This window comes from Pseudomonas haemolytica (assembly GCF_009659625.1).
GTDB lineage: Bacteria > Pseudomonadota > Gammaproteobacteria > Pseudomonadales > Pseudomonadaceae > Aquipseudomonas > Aquipseudomonas haemolytica.
In genome coordinates this window covers 977,105-992,679 of the sequence record NZ_VOIW01000001.1, presented here as the reverse complement: position 1 = coordinate 992,679, position 15,575 = coordinate 977,105, and the positions used below count along the sequence as shown (strand labels likewise).

At 58.4% G+C, this 15,575-nt stretch carries 22 protein-coding genes; 19 read left to right on the top strand and 3 right to left on the bottom strand.

Features of this window, described 5'->3' with window-relative positions; translation table 11 throughout:
• Positions 1-8 precede the first annotated feature (8 nt).
• The 13 genes from FRT59_RS04635 to FRT59_RS04575 all read left to right on the top strand — a co-directional run bounded on the left by FRT59_RS04635 (position 9) and on the right by FRT59_RS04575 (position 11,823).
• On the top strand, positions 9-587 hold the full coding sequence (locus FRT59_RS04635; RefSeq protein ID WP_153870515.1) for a phage baseplate assembly protein V: 579 nt from the start codon (positions 9-11) through the stop codon (positions 585-587).
• The gene (locus FRT59_RS04630) at positions 584-928 is read left to right on the top strand and encodes a GPW/gp25 family protein (RefSeq protein ID WP_153870514.1); all 345 of its coding nucleotides are present in this window, start codon (positions 584-586) and stop codon (positions 926-928) included. Before FRT59_RS04635 ends, FRT59_RS04630 begins: the two co-directional genes overlap by 4 nt.
• The gene (locus FRT59_RS04625) at positions 925-1,836 is read left to right on the top strand and encodes a baseplate assembly protein (RefSeq protein WP_019818205.1); all 912 of its coding nucleotides are present in this window, start codon (positions 925-927) and stop codon (positions 1,834-1,836) included. Before FRT59_RS04630 ends, FRT59_RS04625 begins: the two co-directional genes overlap by 4 nt.
• Positions 1,836-2,453, top strand: coding sequence for a phage tail protein I (locus FRT59_RS04620; RefSeq protein ID WP_153870513.1), 618 nt, complete (start codon positions 1,836-1,838; stop codon positions 2,451-2,453). Before FRT59_RS04625 ends, FRT59_RS04620 begins: the two co-directional genes overlap by 1 nt.
• Positions 2,450-3,895, top strand: coding sequence for a phage tail protein (locus tag FRT59_RS27115; protein WP_153870512.1), 1,446 nt, complete (start codon positions 2,450-2,452; stop codon positions 3,893-3,895). Before FRT59_RS04620 ends, FRT59_RS27115 begins: the two co-directional genes overlap by 4 nt.
• An 8-nt stretch (positions 3,896-3,903) precedes the next feature.
• Positions 3,904-4,329, top strand: coding sequence for a tail fiber assembly protein (locus FRT59_RS04610; RefSeq protein WP_153870511.1), 426 nt, complete (start codon positions 3,904-3,906; stop codon positions 4,327-4,329).
• A gap of 102 nt (positions 4,330-4,431) precedes the next feature.
• On the top strand, positions 4,432-5,601 hold the full coding sequence (locus FRT59_RS04605) for a phage tail sheath protein (RefSeq protein WP_153870510.1): 1,170 nt from the start codon (positions 4,432-4,434) through the stop codon (positions 5,599-5,601).
• Between the two features lie 57 nt (positions 5,602-5,658).
• Positions 5,659-6,174 carry a phage major tail tube protein gene (locus tag FRT59_RS04600; protein WP_153870509.1) on the top strand — a complete coding sequence of 172 codons (516 nt, stop codon included), beginning with the start codon at positions 5,659-5,661 and terminating at the stop codon, positions 6,172-6,174.
• Positions 6,175-6,221: 47 nt separating this feature from the next.
• Positions 6,222-6,560 carry a phage tail assembly protein gene (locus FRT59_RS04595; protein WP_153870508.1) on the top strand — a complete coding sequence of 113 codons (339 nt, stop codon included), beginning with the start codon at positions 6,222-6,224 and terminating at the stop codon, positions 6,558-6,560.
• 8 nt (positions 6,561-6,568) lie between these two features.
• On the top strand, positions 6,569-6,688 hold the full coding sequence (locus tag FRT59_RS04590) for a GpE family phage tail protein (RefSeq protein ID WP_014717550.1): 120 nt from the start codon (positions 6,569-6,571) through the stop codon (positions 6,686-6,688).
• Positions 6,678-10,115 carry a phage tail tape measure protein gene (locus tag FRT59_RS04585; RefSeq protein WP_153870507.1) on the top strand — a complete coding sequence of 1,146 codons (3,438 nt, stop codon included), beginning with the start codon at positions 6,678-6,680 and terminating at the stop codon, positions 10,113-10,115. Before FRT59_RS04590 ends, FRT59_RS04585 begins: the two co-directional genes overlap by 11 nt.
• A 5-nt stretch (positions 10,116-10,120) precedes the next feature.
• A complete protein-coding gene (locus tag FRT59_RS04580; RefSeq protein ID WP_153870506.1) occupies positions 10,121-10,561 on the top strand; it encodes a phage tail protein in 441 nt (146 codons plus the stop codon).
• Complete coding sequence (locus tag FRT59_RS04575) at positions 10,558-11,823, top strand: phage late control D family protein (protein ID WP_342448774.1); 1,266 nt, start codon at positions 10,558-10,560, stop codon at positions 11,821-11,823. The genes FRT59_RS04580 and FRT59_RS04575 overlap by 4 nt, the downstream gene beginning before the upstream one ends.
• A 69-nt stretch (positions 11,824-11,892) precedes the next feature.
• Here FRT59_RS04575 and FRT59_RS04570 read toward each other — a convergent pair whose 3' ends face one another.
• Entirely contained in the window at positions 11,893-12,765 is an 873-nt protein-coding gene (locus FRT59_RS04570) for a DUF6236 family protein (protein ID WP_153870504.1), read from the bottom strand.
• A 150-nt stretch (positions 12,766-12,915) separates the two neighbouring features.
• Complete coding sequence (locus tag FRT59_RS04565; RefSeq protein ID WP_167524248.1) at positions 12,916-13,323, bottom strand: helix-turn-helix domain-containing protein; 408 nt, start codon at positions 13,321-13,323, stop codon at positions 12,916-12,918.
• A gap of 101 nt (positions 13,324-13,424) precedes the next feature.
• Between FRT59_RS04565 and FRT59_RS04560 the strand changes: the two genes are divergently transcribed.
• Both FRT59_RS04560 and FRT59_RS04555 read left to right on the top strand, forming a co-directional pair.
• The gene (locus FRT59_RS04560; RefSeq protein ID WP_153870703.1) at positions 13,425-13,673 is read left to right on the top strand and encodes a helix-turn-helix domain-containing protein; all 249 of its coding nucleotides are present in this window, start codon (positions 13,425-13,427) and stop codon (positions 13,671-13,673) included.
• A 40-nt stretch (positions 13,674-13,713) separates the two neighbouring features.
• Complete coding sequence (locus tag FRT59_RS04555) at positions 13,714-14,187, top strand: YmfL family putative regulatory protein (protein WP_153870502.1); 474 nt, start codon at positions 13,714-13,716, stop codon at positions 14,185-14,187.
• Positions 14,188-14,197: 10 nt separating this feature from the next.
• Here FRT59_RS04555 and FRT59_RS04550 read toward each other — a convergent pair whose 3' ends face one another.
• Complete coding sequence (locus FRT59_RS04550; protein ID WP_153870501.1) at positions 14,198-14,416, bottom strand: hypothetical protein; 219 nt, start codon at positions 14,414-14,416, stop codon at positions 14,198-14,200.
• On the opposite strand from FRT59_RS04550, the gene FRT59_RS04545 reads away from it, so the two are divergent.
• The 4 genes from FRT59_RS04545 to FRT59_RS04530 all read left to right on the top strand — a co-directional run bounded on the left by FRT59_RS04545 (position 14,415) and on the right by FRT59_RS04530 (position 15,572).
• Entirely contained in the window at positions 14,415-14,606 is a 192-nt protein-coding gene (locus FRT59_RS04545) for a hypothetical protein (protein WP_153870500.1), read from the top strand. The genes FRT59_RS04550 and FRT59_RS04545 overlap by 2 nt on opposite strands.
• A 2-nt stretch (positions 14,607-14,608) precedes the next feature.
• On the top strand, positions 14,609-14,896 hold the full coding sequence (locus FRT59_RS04540; protein ID WP_019818220.1) for an Ogr/Delta-like zinc finger protein: 288 nt from the start codon (positions 14,609-14,611) through the stop codon (positions 14,894-14,896).
• Positions 14,896-15,267 carry a hypothetical protein gene (locus FRT59_RS04535; protein ID WP_153870499.1) on the top strand — a complete coding sequence of 124 codons (372 nt, stop codon included), beginning with the start codon at positions 14,896-14,898 and terminating at the stop codon, positions 15,265-15,267. Before FRT59_RS04540 ends, FRT59_RS04535 begins: the two co-directional genes overlap by 1 nt.
• Positions 15,268-15,338: 71 nt before the next feature.
• Positions 15,339-15,572, top strand: a complete 234-nt coding sequence (locus tag FRT59_RS04530; RefSeq protein ID WP_040269179.1) for a hypothetical protein — start codon at positions 15,339-15,341, stop codon at positions 15,570-15,572.
• The last annotated feature ends 3 nt before the right edge of the window (positions 15,573-15,575 follow it).

Below are 15,575 nucleotides of genomic sequence, written 5' to 3'. Positions count from 1 at the left end.
TCGGCGCCATGAACGACTTAGCCGCCCTCGCCCGCCTGCTCGAAAACCTCATCCGCTTCGGCGTCATCGCCGCCGTGCAGATGGAGCCCCCGCGCGTGCAGGTAACAACCGGAAAGCTGACCACCGCCTGGCTGCCCTGGCTCGCGGGACGCGCCGGATCTGACCGCGAATGGGACCCGCCCACCGTCGGCGAGCAGGTGATCCTGCTCAGCCCGTCCGGCCAGCTCGCCAACGGCATCGTCGTGACAGGCGTATTCAGCGACCATGTCCCGGCCAACGGTAACCGCGCCGGCCTGCACCGCCGCACCTACGCCGACGGCACGGTGATCGAGTACGACAGCATTGCCCATCACCTCAATGCCACGCTGGTCGACGGCGGCACCACCAATCTGATCAGCAAGGGAGGTATCAACCTGGTAGGCGACATCACGCACCAGGGCGACTACATCCAAACCGGGAATCAGACCGTCACCGGCCAGGTCCAGGTTTCTATTGATGTGATCGCAGCCGGCGTCAGCTTGGTCACGCACCCGCACTCCGGGGTCAAGGCCGGTGGCGACCAATCCGGGGTGCCCATCCCATCATGAACCGACATACCGGCGGCGCCATCAGCGAGCGCGAGCACATCAGTCAGGCAATCACCGACATTCTCACCACCCGCATTGGCACGCGTGTAATGCGCCGCGAATACGGCAGCTTGGTACCCGAGCTGGTGGATCACCCCTTAAACGACGTCAACCGTCTGCGCGTTTACGCCGCCACGGTCATGGCCCTGATGCGCTGGGAAACCCGCATCAGCCTGAGCCGCGTGCAGTTCGCGGGAGCGAACATGCAGGGCCAGGCCTCGATCGATCTGGAGGGCACTGTGGTGGATACCAATGAGCCGCTGAGCCTCAGCGTGCCGCTGCAGCTGGGAGGCAGTGTATGAACAGTTTCGCCGCCATCGACCTCAGTCAGCTACCGCCGCCGCAGATCGTCGAGCAAATTGACTTCGAACTGATCCTGGCTGAACGAAGGGCCTACATGATCAGCTTGTGGCCGGTGGAAGAGCAGGCCCAAATCGCGGCCCGCCTGGCAAAAGATTCGGAGCCACTGACCAAGTTGCTGCAGGAAAACGCCTACCGCGAGACCGTGTGGCGTCAACGGGTCAACGAAGCGTCGCTTGCCAACCTGCTCGCCACCGCGCGTGGCACTGACCTGGAACAGTTGGCCGGCAACTTCAACGTCAAACGCCTGGTGATTCAGCAAGGCAAAGCCAATGCCGTACCGCCGATCCCTACTTTGATGGAAAGCGACGACAGCCTGCGCGAGCGTGCGCAGATGGCCTGGGAAGGGTTGAGCACTGCCGGCCCACGCAACAGCTACATCTTCCATGCTAGGGCAGCGGACGGTCGCGTGGCCGACGCCACCGCCGAAAGCCCCTCTCCTGCCGTCGCCGTGGTCACGGTTCAATCATTGCTGGGCGATGGCACGGCGCCCCCCGAGCTGCTTGCCGTCGTCAACGCTTACCTGAGCGACGACGACCGCCGGCCCGTGGCCGACCGTCTCACCGTTCAGGGCGCGCAAATCCTGAATTACCAGGTCAAGGCCAAGCTCTATTTGTTGTCGAGCGGTCCGGAGTCGGAACCTATCCTGGCCGCTGCCGAACAGCGCCTGCTGGCCTACGTTCATCAACGGCGCCGCCTGGGGATGGAAGTTTCGGAATCGGCCCTGCATGCCGCGCTCCACGTCGAAGGCGTGCGCAAGGTCGAACTCGAAGGTTGGGTGGACATTGTCGCGACCAAGGCTCAAGCGCCCTATTGCACCGGCATCACATTGATCCGAGGCGTTGAGTGATGAGCACGCAGCAGCTGTTACCGGGTAACGATACGCCGCTAGAACGCCATGCGGCGCAGGCACTCGCACAGATCCAGCGCGTCCCCATTCCTTTGCGTCAACTCTGCGACCCGAACAAATGCCCGCTTGAACTGCTGCCGTACCTGGCTTGGGCTTTCTCAGTCGACCGCTGGGACAGCAAATGGAGCGAGGCAGCTAAGCGCACCGCCATTCGTTCATCCCATTACATCCACTCGCGCAAAGGCACCATCGGCGCACTGCGCCGAGTAGTCGAGCCTCTGGGCTACCTGATTGAAGTGATGGAATGGTGGGAGACCGTGCCCGAGGGCGTGCCGGGCACGTTTGCCTTAAAGGTCGGCGTGCTGGACACCGGCATCACCGAAGAAATGTACCTGGAACTGACCTGGCTGATCGACGACGCCAAGCCCCTCACCCGTCACTTGACCGGCCTCGCCATCAGCCTGGAAACACAAGGCGTTATCAACATCGGTGTCGCCGTTTACGAAGGCGACGTAATCGACGTCTACCCGCCTGTGCAGCGTGACATTGAAGTCACTGGCTACATCGGTGTGGTCGGGCGCGAACACAGCATAGACACCCTGGACGTGTACCCATGATCGATCAGAACTCGCAATTTATGGCGATGCTCACCAATGTGGGGGCAGCCAAACTGGCAAACGCTAACGCGTTGGGACTCCCTTGGAAGCTCACAGCGTTGGGGGTGGGTGATGCGAACGGCACCGACCCGCTGCCGAGTGCGACCCAAACCAAGCTAATCAACGAGCGCCGCCGAGCGCCTTTGAATCAGCTCATCATTGACCCGGTAAACCCCGCCGTAATCATCGCCGAGCAGGTCATCCCTGAGGACGTCGGGGGCTGGTGGATCAGGGAGTTGGGTCTCTACGACGAAGACGGGGACTTGGTCGCTGTCTCCAACTGCGCCCCTAGCTTCAAGCCGGTGTTGTCCCAAGGCTCCGGACGCACGCAGATTGTGCGGATGAACTTCATTGTTTCCAGCACCGGCAACATCGTGTTGAAGATCGATCCGGCCGTGGTCCTGGCAACCCGAGAATATGTTGACCTGTCGATTGACACAGTACTGCCGTCGAACAAAGTACCCGGCACGTTTCACCGGGTGACCATCGACAAACGCGGCGTAGTGACCAAGGGCTACAACCCGACGACGCTTGAGGGCTACGGCATTACCGATGCCTTGTCATTGTCGGGGGGCGATGTGGACGGCGAACTCCGTCTGATCGGCGGGCGCAGCCTGTTCGTCCTGGCAAACGAATCCGAATCGTGGGCCGGTGGCGTGCTGACCAAATCACGCGATGGCCAGAACGTTATCGGCGGCGTGGGCGTCTGGGGTAACGGCAACGCCGTGCGCTGTGCCTTTATGGGCCTGGGTAGCTCGCCTTGGGCATCTGGTAACGGCGTGCGGGTGACCTCGGCCGGGGTGGACATTACCGGTGTCGTCAACGGCAACGGCGCAGGGCTGACAGGCCTCAAGTTTGCATCTCTCAACGGCTTACCGAACTCGCTGAGTGGCTACGGCGTTGCGTTTGCCACTCAGGCAGAAGCCGAAACAGGCGCCGACACCAACAAACCTATGAGCGCATTGCGCGTATGGCAGGCCATCGCGGCAAAAGTGGTTCAGGCGACTGAATCGCTATTGGGCCTGACCCGGATTGCGACGTTAACTCAGACGGTTGCCGGCGAGGATGACCGCTCGAGCATCACCCCTAAGAAGCTGCTTTTTGGCTTCGCCATCATGATTGGCTCACAGGGTTACATTTGTTTCCCGGCGTGGCTTAAAGGGTTGACCATTCAATGGGGTACTGGCGGCTCGATTGCCCCTGGTGCATCGGTAGAAGTGAACTATCCCGTGTCCTACCCCAACGCTCACTTGATGACCATGGTCAGCAACTCCTACTCGTCCGGTAACACCACGGGGTCCAGCTCGCTTGGCGTCGCATACATCAACGAGTCACGGTTCAGAATCAGCGCTGTGGGCACCTCGGGCCAGCCCAACTCGCCCTGGATTTCCATCGGATATTAGGAGGCAACATGATTTACTACTGTGAAAGCACGGGCGGTTTTTATGAGGACCAGGTGAACAAAAAAGCGATCCCTGACGATAAGGTTGAAATCAGTGCTGCGTATCGTCTGGAACTCCTCAAAGGCCAGGTACAAGGGCAGTGCATCGTCGCTGATGATAAAGGCTATCCCGTGCTGATAGACGTCCAACCGCCATCAGAACAAGAACTGCGTGCGGAAGCGTTGGCGAAGCGCGACGACCTGGTCAGAGAAGCCAGCACCAAGATTGCCACGCTACAGGATGCGGTCGACCTGGGCGAAGCAACCACCGAGGAACAAGCTGCATTGATTGAGTGGAAGCGCTACCGCATTGCGCTAATGCGGATAGACCAGCAGCCAGGTTTTCCGCGCGACACTCAATGGCCGGCGCAACCTGGCACCACTCAAACAGACTGAACACCTTGTAAGGCAGGGCTGTACAAGCCCTGCACCTCGCTCATACGGCGCGCGCGCGGCAACCTCTGCACTGTCATTCCATCACAGCGCAGGCACCAACCCATGGCCGATTATCTCCACGGCGTGCGGGTCATCGAACTCAACGACGGCACCCGCCCCATTCGCACTATTCCCACCGCAGTTATCGGCATGGTTTGCACGGCTGAAGATGCGGATCCACTGGTTTTCCCCCTCGACACGCCCGTCCTGCTCACCAACGTGCAAACCGCCGTTGGCAAAGCTGGCGTCAAAGGCACCCTGGCCGCGAGCCTGCAAGGCATCGCCGACCAGACCAAGCCCTACGTCATCGTTGTGCGAGTCAAGGAAGGCGCGGACGAAGCGTCCACCACCAGCGCCCTGATCGGCGGCACGACCCCGAACGGCCAATACACCGGCATGAAAGCCTTGCTCGCCGCCAAGTCCCGCGTGGGCATGACTCCGCGCATTCTCGGCGTGCCTGGCCTGGACAGTTTGCCGGTGGCCACCGCCCTTGGCGCCATTGCCAAAGACCTTCGTGCCTTTGCCTACGTCAGCGCCTGGGGCTGCAAAACCAAGGAAGAGGTGGTGGCGTACCGCGAGAACTTCGGCGCCCGCGAGATGATGGTGATCTGGCCGGACTTCCAGAACTGGGACACCGTCGCCAACAAGACCACCACCGCCTCGGCAGTGGCCCGTGCGCTGGGCCTACGCGCCAAGATCGATCAGGAGACAGGCTGGCACAAGACCCTCTCCAACGTGGCCGTCAGCGGCGTGACCGGTATCAGCGCCGACGTATTCTGGGATCTACAGAACCCAGCCACCGACGCCAACTACCTCAACAGCAACGAAGTCACCACGCTGATCAACGCCAACGGCTTCCGCTTCTGGGGTAGCCGCACTTGCAGCGATGACCCGTTGTTCGCCTTCGAAAACTACACCCGCACCGCGCAGATCCTCGCGGACACCATGGCCGAAGCGCACATGTGGGCCATCGACCGCCCGATGCACGCCTCCCTGGTACGCGACCTGGTCGAAGGCGTGAACGCCAAGATGCGCGAGTTGAAGTCCCAGGGCTACCTGATCGGCGGCAGCTGCTGGTACCCGGACGACATCAACACCAAGGACACCCTCAAGGCCGGCAAGCTCTGGGTTGATTACGACTACACCCCCGTGCCACCGCTTGAAGACCTCACCTTCCGCCAGCGAATCACCGACCGCTACTTGATCGACTTCGCCAAGGGCATCAACAGCTAAACCGGGCCTCCCCGCAAGGGGAGTTCACCCTGACCCCGTACCCCGGAGAACACCGCCATGGCAATGCCTCGCAAACTCAAAAACCTCAACCTGTTCAATGACGGCAACAGCTACCTCGGTTTGGTGAAGTCCCTCACCCTGCCCGCCCTCGGCCGCAAGATGGAAGCCTATCGCGGCGGCGGCATGAACGGCCCGGTTAAAGCTGACCTCGGCTTTTCCGATGACGGTATCCAGTTCGAATGGAAGACCGGTGGCCTCGATCTGATCTCTCTGCGCCAGTTCGGTGCCGTCAGCGCCAACAGCGTGGCGCTGCGTTTCTCTGGCCCCTACCAGCAAGACGACACCAACGAAGTCAGCAATGTGGAAGTAGTCGTGCGCGGTCGCCACGAAACCATCGAGATGGGCGACGCCCAGCCCGGTGAGGACACCGAACACTCCATGACCACCACCTGCAGCTACTACAAGCTGACCGTGGATGGTGAAGAAATCATCGAAATCGACCTGCTCAACTTCGTCGAGAAGGTCAACGGCGTGGACATGCTGGAGAAGCACCGCACCGCCATGGGCATCTGACTTGCCTTAGATCAAACACCAAACCTTAACCACCCGGAGTTTTCCCAATGACCACCAAAGCAGGCACCGAACAACCTGATGTGCAGCAACTGGCCGACGACAACACCGTCATCCTCGACACTCCAATCCGTCGCGGCACCACCTACATCGAGAGCATCACCCTACGCAAGCCGAACTCCGGCGAGTTGCGCGGTGTGAGCTTGGTGGAGCTGCTACAAATGGACGTTGGCAGTCTGATCAAGGTTCTGCCGCGCATCAGCTCGCCGAGCATCACCGCCGTGGAAGTCGCCGGCATGGACCCGGCCGATCTGCTGGCTCTGAGCAGCAAGATCTCTGGTTTTTTGTTGCAGAAGTCGGCGATGACGGATGCATCCCTCGTTGCGTAGAGGACGCCATGGCTGATCTGGCCGTGGTTTTTCACTGGGCACCGGCTGATATGGATCGGTTGGGCCTGCAAGACCTGATGGACTGGCGCGAGCGCGCCAGGGTGCGGAGTTCTACCGATGGCGAATGATCTGAGACTTCAGGTGCTGCTCAGTGCCATCGACAAGGCCACAGGTCCGCTGAACAAAATCACGGGCGGCAGCAAGGAAACCGCCCAAGCCCTCAAGGCTGCCCGTGACCGCCTGAAAGAACTCAACACCCAGCAACGCGACGTCAGCGCCTGGCGTGAACTGCAGGCCGCAACCCGCGCGACGTCCGAGGCGCTCGCCGCCAACAACGCTAAAGTAGGCCAGCTCGCCCGCGAAACGGCCAAAGTCCGGCAGCAGCTCGCGCCGACCCAGGCACTCTTCGACAAGTCCCGGCAGAAGGTTGACGCGCTCAAAACCAGTCAGACCGACCTCAAGCGCGACCTCACCGGGACACGCAATGCGCTGGGGTTGATGAGCGACGAACACCGCCAGTCCGCCAGCCAGATAGCCGCGCTCAATGCCGTGATGCAAAAGGGCAATGCACTGACCCGAGCGCAGCATGACGAATACACCCGCCTCACAGCCGCCCAGCGGGAGCGCAAAACCCAACTGGATCAGCTGGCAGCCAAGGAAAAGGCCCTGGCTGACCGGTTCACACTGAACAACGCGCAGTTGCGCACCAGTCGTGCGGGCCATGCCAGTCTGCGCGACGAGATCCGCCGCCTGGAAACCCCGTTCAAGGACCAGCTCGCGCTGCTGAAACAGCACACGGCCGAGTCGAAACGCTTGGGCGAACAGTACGGCCAGCAGCAAGTAAAACTCGGCAACCTCGGCGTGCAGCTCAAAAACGCCGGCATCAACACCAATGCCCTAGGCGCACACGAGTTAAAGCTCAAGCGCGATATCGACACCGCCACCCAGGCCATGAAATTGCAGATGGACCATCTGGATGCGTTGAAGCGAAAGCAGGACAGCCTGGCGAAAGCGCGTGCCACCTACGACAAAACCCAGAGTCTGGCCGGCAGCATTGCTGTATCCGGTGCTGGTAGCCTCGGCGCTGGCTACGCCGCCAGCCGCCCTGTGGTGTCGGCAATTAAAGCCTTTGCACCGAATGAGGACTCTGCCACGCAGCTCAAGGTGTCGATGATGGGCGACACCGGCAAGGTCTCTGCAGACTTTCAAAAGATCACCGATCTGGCGACCAACCTGGGCGACCGACTGCCAGGCACCACGGCCGACTTTCAGAACATGATGACGATGCTGCGACGCCAGGGCCTGAGCGCGCAGAGCATTCTCGGCGGTACCGGTGAGGCTGCTGCCTACCTCGGTGTGCAGTTGAAGATGCAAGCCACGGACGCGGCGGAGTTCGCTGCCAAGATGCAGGATGCAACCCGGACCACCGAAAAAGACATGATGGGTCTGATGGACACCATCCAGCGCGGTTTCTACGCGGGTGTGGACCCAGGCAACATGCTCCAGGGCTTCAGCAAAATCGCGCCTGTCATGGACGTCATCAAAAAGTCAGGGATCGACGCGGCCAAGGAGCTGGCACCGCTGTTGATCATGATGGACCAGGCCGGTATGGAAGGTGGATCGGCGGGAAACGCCTTCCGCAAAATCTTCCAGGCGGGCCTTGATCAAGACAAGGTCGATAAAGCTAACAAAATTGCAGCTGGTGCAAACAAGGGTGTATCGCTCAAGTTCACGAATGATGATGGCAACTTCGCCGGGCTGGAAAATCTCTACGCACAGGTGGAAAAGCTTAAGGTCCTGAACGATACCGACCGCACTGCCGTGATCTCCAAGCTATTTGGGGATGACGCTGAAACGCTGACCACCTTGAATACGATGATGAACAAAGGGTTGGCCGGGTATCAGGAGGTGCAACAGAAGCTGCAGAGCCAGGCCGATCTGCGTACCCGCGTCAACGAGCAGCTGGGTACCCTAACGAACGTCATGGAAGCCGCCGAGGGCAGCTTTACCAATGCCATGGCGGAGTTTGGCGCCGCAGTTGCTCCCGAGCTAAAGGATCTGATCAATACGCTGGGCGAACTTGCCAATGGAGTCGGTGCCTGGGCGCGCGAAAACCCGAAGCTGGCCGGCGGCCTGGTCAAGGTAGTGGCGGCCGTAGCAGTTGCTGCCGTGGTGTTCGGCACGTTGGCGTTGACCATGGCAAGCATGCTCGGCCCCTTCGCAGTACTGCGGTATGGCATGGCGTTGTTTGGCATTCGCTTGGGCAGCATCAAAGCTCAGATGATCGGCACCCGTATTGCTGCCGCCGGCGCCGGTACCGAGGTCGGCCGGATGGGACGAATCTGGAAGAGGGTCACGGCCAGTCGTGCCGCTGGCGGCATGATGAGCGTTATCCCTACGCTGGTCAGCTCCGCGCGGATTGCTGCGGTCAGCGTATTGCCAATGCTCGGCGGCGCAATCAGCGCGGTAGGCGCAGCCATACTTGCTACCCCGGTCGGGTGGCTGATCGCCGCTGTAGCTGGCCTGGTCGCCATTGCAGCGCTGATTTACAAATACTGGAAGCCTATCAAGGGGTTTTTCCTTGGCTTTTGGCAGGGGCTTACCGACGCCCTGCAGCCGGTGCTCGTGGGGTTCGGTAAGTTTGGCGGACTGCTGATCAGCTTGGTGAAAGCCGCTTACTCCATTCCGGTTATCGGTTTCGCGTTGCGCCTTCTGGGCAGCATTTTCCGCCCGCTGTTCAACATGATCTCCTCCGGCATCAGCGGGGTGATTGGTTGGTTCAGTGACCTGTTGAAACCGGTCGAAGACGTCGGTGGCGTCGCCCAGTCGATGGGCCAGCGATTCGGCGCAGCCATTGGCAACATGATCATGACCCTGCTGCAGAGCATCGGCTCAATCGCAACCGGCGCAGTGAACGTATGGACCACCATCAAAGCCAGCTTTGACCAGGGCCTCGCCGGCATCCTGCAATTGATCACCAACTTCAGCCCGCTTGGTTTGTTCTACCAGGCGTTCGCCGGGGTGATGAGCTACTTCGGTGTTGAACTGCCGGGGAAATTTACCGAGTTCGGCGGCATGATCGTCAACGGGCTGGTCAACGGCTTGACCGCTGGCCTCGGCGCCGTCAAAAGCGCCATTGGTTCCATTGGTGACTCCAGCATCGGATGGTTCAAGGAAAAGCTCGGCATCCACAGCCCGTCGCGGGTGTTCGCGGAGCTGGGCGGTTTCACCATGGATGGGCTGACAAAGGGCCTGGAGGGCGGACAAAAAGGGCCGCTCAAAGCGTTGTCGACCATGAGTAAACAACTGACAGCGGCCGGCACCTTGGCCCTCACCGCGACAGCCATGCCGGCGTTGGCGGTCGATGATCGGCCACCGATCAGCAGCGCGGGTACGTCGACGGTTTACGACAGCCACGACAACTATCAGATCACCATCGCTGCGGCGCCTGGCATGGACCTGCAGGCCATGGAAAAAAGTCTGCGCGCCATGTTGAACAAGATTGAAAACGAGAAACGCGCCCGTCAGCGCAGCAAGTTATCGGACCGGGATTAATCACCATGATGCTCAGCCTCGGCATGTTCGTGTTCAGCCTATCGACCCTTGCTTACCAGGAGCTGCAGCGCCAAACCAATTGGCGCCATGCCAGCAACAGCCGCGTCGGTGCACCACCCGCACTGCAATTTGTTGGCCGTGGCGAAGACACCATCACCCTCCCCGGCATCATCCTTCCGGAGCTGGCCGGCAGCATTCTCAGCTTGGACGCTCTGCGTCTGATGGCGAACACCGGCAAAGCCTGGCCGATGGTTGAGGGTACCGGCCGGATATACGGACTGTGGGTGATCGAAAGCCTGAGCGAGACCAAGACCTTGTTTTTTCGCGACGGCACGCCACGGCGCATTGAGTTCACCCTTACGCTCAAGCGTACCGATGATGACCGTATTGACCTGCTCGGCGCTGCTACCAGTACGGGGCTCAACATTCTGCGGGGTTTGCTGTGATAGAGGCTGCACTGTCCAAAGTTACCGGTTACATCATGGATACGGCAGAACGCTTCGTTCGGGACGCCGCCTATCCTGTTCCGGCCTTCCGTCTCACGGTGGACGGCAACGATATCGCCATGAAGGTGAGCCCGCGGCTGATGAACTTGGATCTAACCGACAACCGTGGCGTCGAGGCCGATCAGCTCACGATCACATTGAGCGACCATGACGGCCTGCTGTCGATACCGCCAAAGGGCGCAGTACTTCGCTTGTGGTTGGGCTGGAGCGACACCGGCCTGGTGGACAAGGGCACCTACACCGTCGACGAAACGGAACACAGCGGCGCGCCGGATGTGCTCAGCATCCGCGCTCGATCAGCAGATCTTCGCAAGGGGCTCAAAACCAAGCGCGAGCGCAGCTGGAGCAACACCACGCTGGGCAAAGTCATCGGCGATATCGCCATGGGAAACAACCTCACCTCGACCGTGGCCGGCGCGCTCGGTGCGCTACCGATCCTGCAGCTTGACCAGGCCAACGAATCGGACGCCAACCTAATCACCCGCCTGGGCGAAGAATTCGACGCTGTGACCAGCGTCAAGGCCGGGTGCCTGCTGTGCATCCCCGCCGGCGGCGGCAAGACTGCCAGTGGTCTCCCCCTGCCCCACATCACCCTCACCCGCGCCGACGGCGACCAGCACCGATACCTGCAGGCGGATCGCGACAGCTACGACGGCGTGCGCGCATATTTCTACGACGTGCACAGTGCCAAAAAGCAGGAGGCGATTGCCGGAGGTGGCGAGAACCTCAAGGATTTACGCCACACCTACAGCGATCAGCAGTCAGCACTACGGGCTGCGAGGGCCGAGTTCCGACGCCTGCAACGCGGCAGCGCCACGCTCAGCTATACGCTTGCCATGGGCCGACCAGATCTGATCCCCGAACTGACCTACACACTCCAGGGAGTTAAAGCGGAAATCGACGAGATCATCTGGTACGGAGGCAACGTTCAGCACAGCCTGAGCCCGGATGGGGGCTATACCGTCAGCCTGGAGCTTGAAAGCAGTTTGCCAGAGGAAAATGTTGAAGATCTGGCCGAAGAACATATAGGCGATTACACGGGGATCATCGCCTACTATCGAGACCAGAAAACGGGTAAAGAAAAGACGGTTACAGCAGGTGATCAGACGAAGCCAAGGCGACTGCGATGGTTGTACGCTGGTGAGAAATCAGCAAAGCGGGCGGTGAACCGCGAGTGGCGGAATATGACAACGCCACAATAAAATTTCCCCTACAATGAGAAATATTCACTCACGTTAGCAAAAACTTAGCTTCGTTATTCACAACCATAATCAGCTTAAAATGTTTTCTTTGTGAGCACATGCGAGATAAGATAATTTATCCACTTCTTTCACGGAACTTATAGAGTTAGAGTACCCTGCCTTCAGGCTCAAAAGTTGACTCAACGATCCTATAACAGCCCCTATAGGAATGGAGAATGCACTTGAAAAAAAATCAAATGCCGCTCCCGCCGACCCAGCAGCGATAGCAAGAGGCAACGAGCTTCTATCCAAGTTAAAATTGACAGAGTAATCAAACTTCGAAGTTTTACTCCAACGCTCAAGTGAAACGGTGGATATATCCCCAATCGCTTTTGCAAGATCGGCAACGGCTTTTCTAGATGATAACTCTTGATCAGGAGAGCGCAGGACATCGAGATAAATTTCATCTAGAGCGTTGTGCAAACGCTTCAGCTCGTCGCCTCTCCTTAATTTGAAATCTAAAACATCTTCAATTGGGACGTCGCGGGACGGCACAGGCAAAGTATTAGTCAGATCCAGCCGTAGGGTTCTACGAATTTCGCCTGCTGATTCAGGTAGAACCAGTTCATCACTCATTTGATGGATGACCCAATCGGTCATTCGATCTGTTTTAATCAGGTGAGCAGCAAAGTCAACTTGGGCTTTAAGCATTATTGATGCCATATCCCCAGCTCCTACCCTATGTGGCATGGGAGCCTCCGGCCTTTCTATTACACCACTAGATATTAAGATATCCTCATCAGGAACTTGAACATGGATCATACTATTACTGGGTATGAGCACGCGATCCCAGTACATTGTATAGAATCTAATATCATCAGCACTAAGGCCATTACCACCTATTGAAAACCCTCCGGGCTCAGACTTTACAGGTGTTGAATTTGCAACTACGCCTCTTTTCATAAAAACTCCGGTCTAAACATCATGGAAAAACATGTTCATCAGGCGCGGTCTTATGATTTTTAAAATAGCAGTTGCTCGCCACCCGACTTGAAATCGAGCTAAAAAAATCTGATGCTCCATCCTGACGCGCTCCTTCATATTCTTTAGAGGTTATGCGGGCCTCCTAGTGGCTTCAAGGGCTTCCGTCAAATCCTCAAGGCGCTGCTCAATGTCCCTTATGCGTTTCTTTTCCTCAGCAGCGCTCTGTATCTCCCTCTTACCAGCCTCTCCGAGCGAACGAAACAGCTCAAGGATAGCCTCCTCTTGCTGATTAACAGTTCGCGTTTCGGATGAAGCAGCTGAAACATCGACAGCCATATTGCCTTCACCTGTCAGCAACCAATCCAGGCTTATACCCAAATGGGTGCGTATAGCAGCCATAGCCTTTGCGTTGGGTTCACGCTCACCCAAAAGGTAGTTCTGAAGCGTCCTGTAAGGGATCCCAACTACCTCTGAGGCTTCCTTAATAGACATGCCTCTGTCGTCGATTACGCTGCGCAGGCGAGCGGATATACTCATTTTTTCATGAATCCCGATTGACGCACCCGTTTTGGTGCGTATACTGCGAACAAACAGGTACATCTTAACCAACTAGGAACACTCGAACCATGAGCCAAGCCATGGAAAAGCGCCAGATCCAAGCACGACTGATCGAGCGTGGCAGTAACTTCCGTCAGTTCGCCCTCACCCACGGTTATGAGGTACGCACAGTGACGCAAGTGGTTCAGCGGTGGGCGGGGCACAACAAGCTGCCCCGCGGCAGGTTGACGTTCCAGATCCTACGAGACCTGTCTCGGGTGATTGGCAAAGAGATTTTGCCAGGAATCCTCGCGGGAAACGCCGAGCAAAACTCAGCACCGGCGGTATGAAACAACTGTAGGGGCGATGACTCCAGGGAGAAACCAGAAGATGAAATGCCCAGTTCTAGACAGCAGAAAGAGCGTCGTTATGGCCGTCATAAGCGCCTACCCAGGCGGTCGTTCGTATGCCTCGGCAGACCTCGGCATGCCGCTTAAGAAGTTCGACAACCAGGCCTACGAGAACGCTGGCAGCCGTCCGCTGACCGATGAACATATTCACCGTCTGGAGCAAGTCGCCGGGACCACGTTCCTGCCCGACTACATCGCATCAATGTACGGCGGCATGTTCGTACCACTGAGCCTCCCTGAAACGCTGGATAACGTGGAACTGTACAGCCGATCACTCAAGGCCTCTGCCAAACGGGGCAAGGTCGACCAGATCATGTCTGCGGCCCTTGATGACGGGGTAATCGAAAAACGTGAAGCCGACGCGATCATCGGCGCCCTGATCACTTACATGTCGGCTCGCTACGCCGAGGTGTTCGCGACCATTCAGCTTTACAGCCAGGACGCGGTCCAGTGAACGCCCAAAATCAGCCCTTACCGAGCCGTGATTTGATCTCCTTCAAAGCTGTGGCCACGTCATCAACCGCAAAGCGGATATCCGCCGCTTTCACCGATAGTCCAGGAATGATTCCCGAGGCAGTCAACTTCTCGGTCTCCTTTCCTCGCATGATTTCTAAAAGTGCCTCATATCGCTCAGCGAAACGATGCACCAATTCTTCAACTTCCTTTTTCGAGTGAACAGCCATGAACAAACTCCTTGAAGAAAACCGGGAACAACTCATTGAGCTGTTGGCGAAAGCACAAAAACGACTGGATACCCTAAAGGAAACTGTCAGCACGGCCAATGGTGACCTAGCTGGAATGGATATCCGGATCGCAATTGGCGATGCGATTACACCGTTGAATATTGCCTTCGAAATTGCTGAGCCCATCTGAGCATGAGCACCTACAAGCTGGTCTGCCCCCACTGCCACGGCCGTATGCGTATTCGTACCAGCGAAGGCCAGCATATTTTCCTGCGTATCACCTACATGCAATGCACCAACGAAGCCTGCGGCTGGGCGGTGCGTGCTGAATTTCAAATGACCCACGAACTGAGCCCCAGCGGTATGCCGAACCCGGCTGTAAAGCTGCCAGTTGCAGACGTGGTCATTCGTCGACAGGCAATGAAAACCGCCAATGATCAACCCGATCTGCTGGACCAAATGGAAATGGAGCGTGCGTGATGAATACAGCTACCCACACCGATTACCAGGAATACCAGGCAACCATGCAAGCCGCTGGCCTGTCCTTCTTGCAACGCCACCAGGGCGAACACCTGGGCAACGACCAGTTACTGTTCTGCCGTGCGGTGCAGCACCTGGTGGGCAGTTTAGAAGTGCCATTGCACATGGCGGAAAAGCTGATCAGCCGTGCTTACGGTGAACTCAAATCCAACAACGACCGCCACCAACTGGACGTCGACGCCAGCTCCGGGGCGGTGGCAGTTATCACCGACCCCGCCAACGGCATGACCTGGGCTGTACCGGTCAGCCTGATTTACCAGCGCATCATCAACGCACCGGAAAACCGCCGGCTGCGTCTCGTAACACCGTAACCCCCAACTAACCCACCCTACCCCATTCCCAATGGGTTTGGGTGAGCTTTGCCCGCAATCCGAGGTGGACCATGGAAATCGACATCGCCATCACCGCAAAACTGCCCCGCGACCAAGCCGAGGCACTGCTCCAGGACCTGCGCGCGCAGTACGCGGCGCTGTTCAACGAGCATTGGTATGACGACCGCTTTCGCCGGATCCCCGAGGGTTTGCGGCATGGCTCGTTACTGGTGGCCTTCCCTGCGCTGGCCGCACGAAAAAGCCTGATTGGCGCCCTTAAACACAGCCTCGACGAAGCGAAGTAAGCC

Bases quoted from the DNA above. Each gene is read 5' to 3' on its own strand.
- FRT59_RS04550 (WP_153870501.1), bottom strand. From the start codon at position 14,416: ATGGCTGTTCACTCGAAAAAGGAAGTTGAAGAATTGGTGCATCGTTTC.
- FRT59_RS04530 (WP_040269179.1), top strand. From the start codon at position 15,339: ATGGAAATCGACATCGCCATCACCGCAAAACTGCCCCGCGACCAAGCC.
- FRT59_RS04590 (WP_014717550.1), top strand. From the start codon at position 6,569: ATGGCTGATCTGGCCGTGGTTTTTCACTGGGCACCGGCTGATATGGAT.
- FRT59_RS04580 (WP_153870506.1), top strand. From the start codon at position 10,121: ATGATGCTCAGCCTCGGCATGTTCGTGTTCAGCCTATCGACCCTTGCT.
- FRT59_RS04620 (WP_153870513.1), top strand. From the start codon at position 1,836: ATGAGCACGCAGCAGCTGTTACCGGGTAACGATACGCCGCTAGAACGC.
- FRT59_RS04560 (WP_153870703.1), top strand. From the start codon at position 13,425: ATGGAAAAGCGCCAGATCCAAGCACGACTGATCGAGCGTGGCAGTAAC.
- FRT59_RS04555 (WP_153870502.1), top strand. From the start codon at position 13,714: ATGAAATGCCCAGTTCTAGACAGCAGAAAGAGCGTCGTTATGGCCGTC.
- FRT59_RS04610 (WP_153870511.1), top strand. From the start codon at position 3,904: ATGATTTACTACTGTGAAAGCACGGGCGGTTTTTATGAGGACCAGGTG.
- FRT59_RS04605 (WP_153870510.1), top strand. From the start codon at position 4,432: ATGGCCGATTATCTCCACGGCGTGCGGGTCATCGAACTCAACGACGGC.
- FRT59_RS04565 (WP_167524248.1), bottom strand. From the start codon at position 13,323: ATGAGTATATCCGCTCGCCTGCGCAGCGTAATCGACGACAGAGGCATG.
- FRT59_RS04630 (WP_153870514.1), top strand. From the start codon at position 584: ATGAACCGACATACCGGCGGCGCCATCAGCGAGCGCGAGCACATCAGT.
- FRT59_RS04595 (WP_153870508.1), top strand. From the start codon at position 6,222: ATGACCACCAAAGCAGGCACCGAACAACCTGATGTGCAGCAACTGGCC.
- FRT59_RS04535 (WP_153870499.1), top strand. From the start codon at position 14,896: ATGAATACAGCTACCCACACCGATTACCAGGAATACCAGGCAACCATG.
- FRT59_RS04635 (WP_153870515.1), top strand. From the start codon at position 9: ATGAACGACTTAGCCGCCCTCGCCCGCCTGCTCGAAAACCTCATCCGC.
- FRT59_RS04545 (WP_153870500.1), top strand. From the start codon at position 14,415: ATGAACAAACTCCTTGAAGAAAACCGGGAACAACTCATTGAGCTGTTG.
- FRT59_RS04540 (WP_019818220.1), top strand. From the start codon at position 14,609: ATGAGCACCTACAAGCTGGTCTGCCCCCACTGCCACGGCCGTATGCGT.
- FRT59_RS04585 (WP_153870507.1), top strand. From the start codon at position 6,678: ATGGCGAATGATCTGAGACTTCAGGTGCTGCTCAGTGCCATCGACAAG.
- FRT59_RS04570 (WP_153870504.1), bottom strand. From the start codon at position 12,765: ATGAAAAGAGGCGTAGTTGCAAATTCAACACCTGTAAAGTCTGAGCCC.
- FRT59_RS04625 (WP_019818205.1), top strand. From the start codon at position 925: ATGAACAGTTTCGCCGCCATCGACCTCAGTCAGCTACCGCCGCCGCAG.
- FRT59_RS27115 (WP_153870512.1), top strand. From the start codon at position 2,450: ATGATCGATCAGAACTCGCAATTTATGGCGATGCTCACCAATGTGGGG.
- FRT59_RS04600 (WP_153870509.1), top strand. From the start codon at position 5,659: ATGGCAATGCCTCGCAAACTCAAAAACCTCAACCTGTTCAATGACGGC.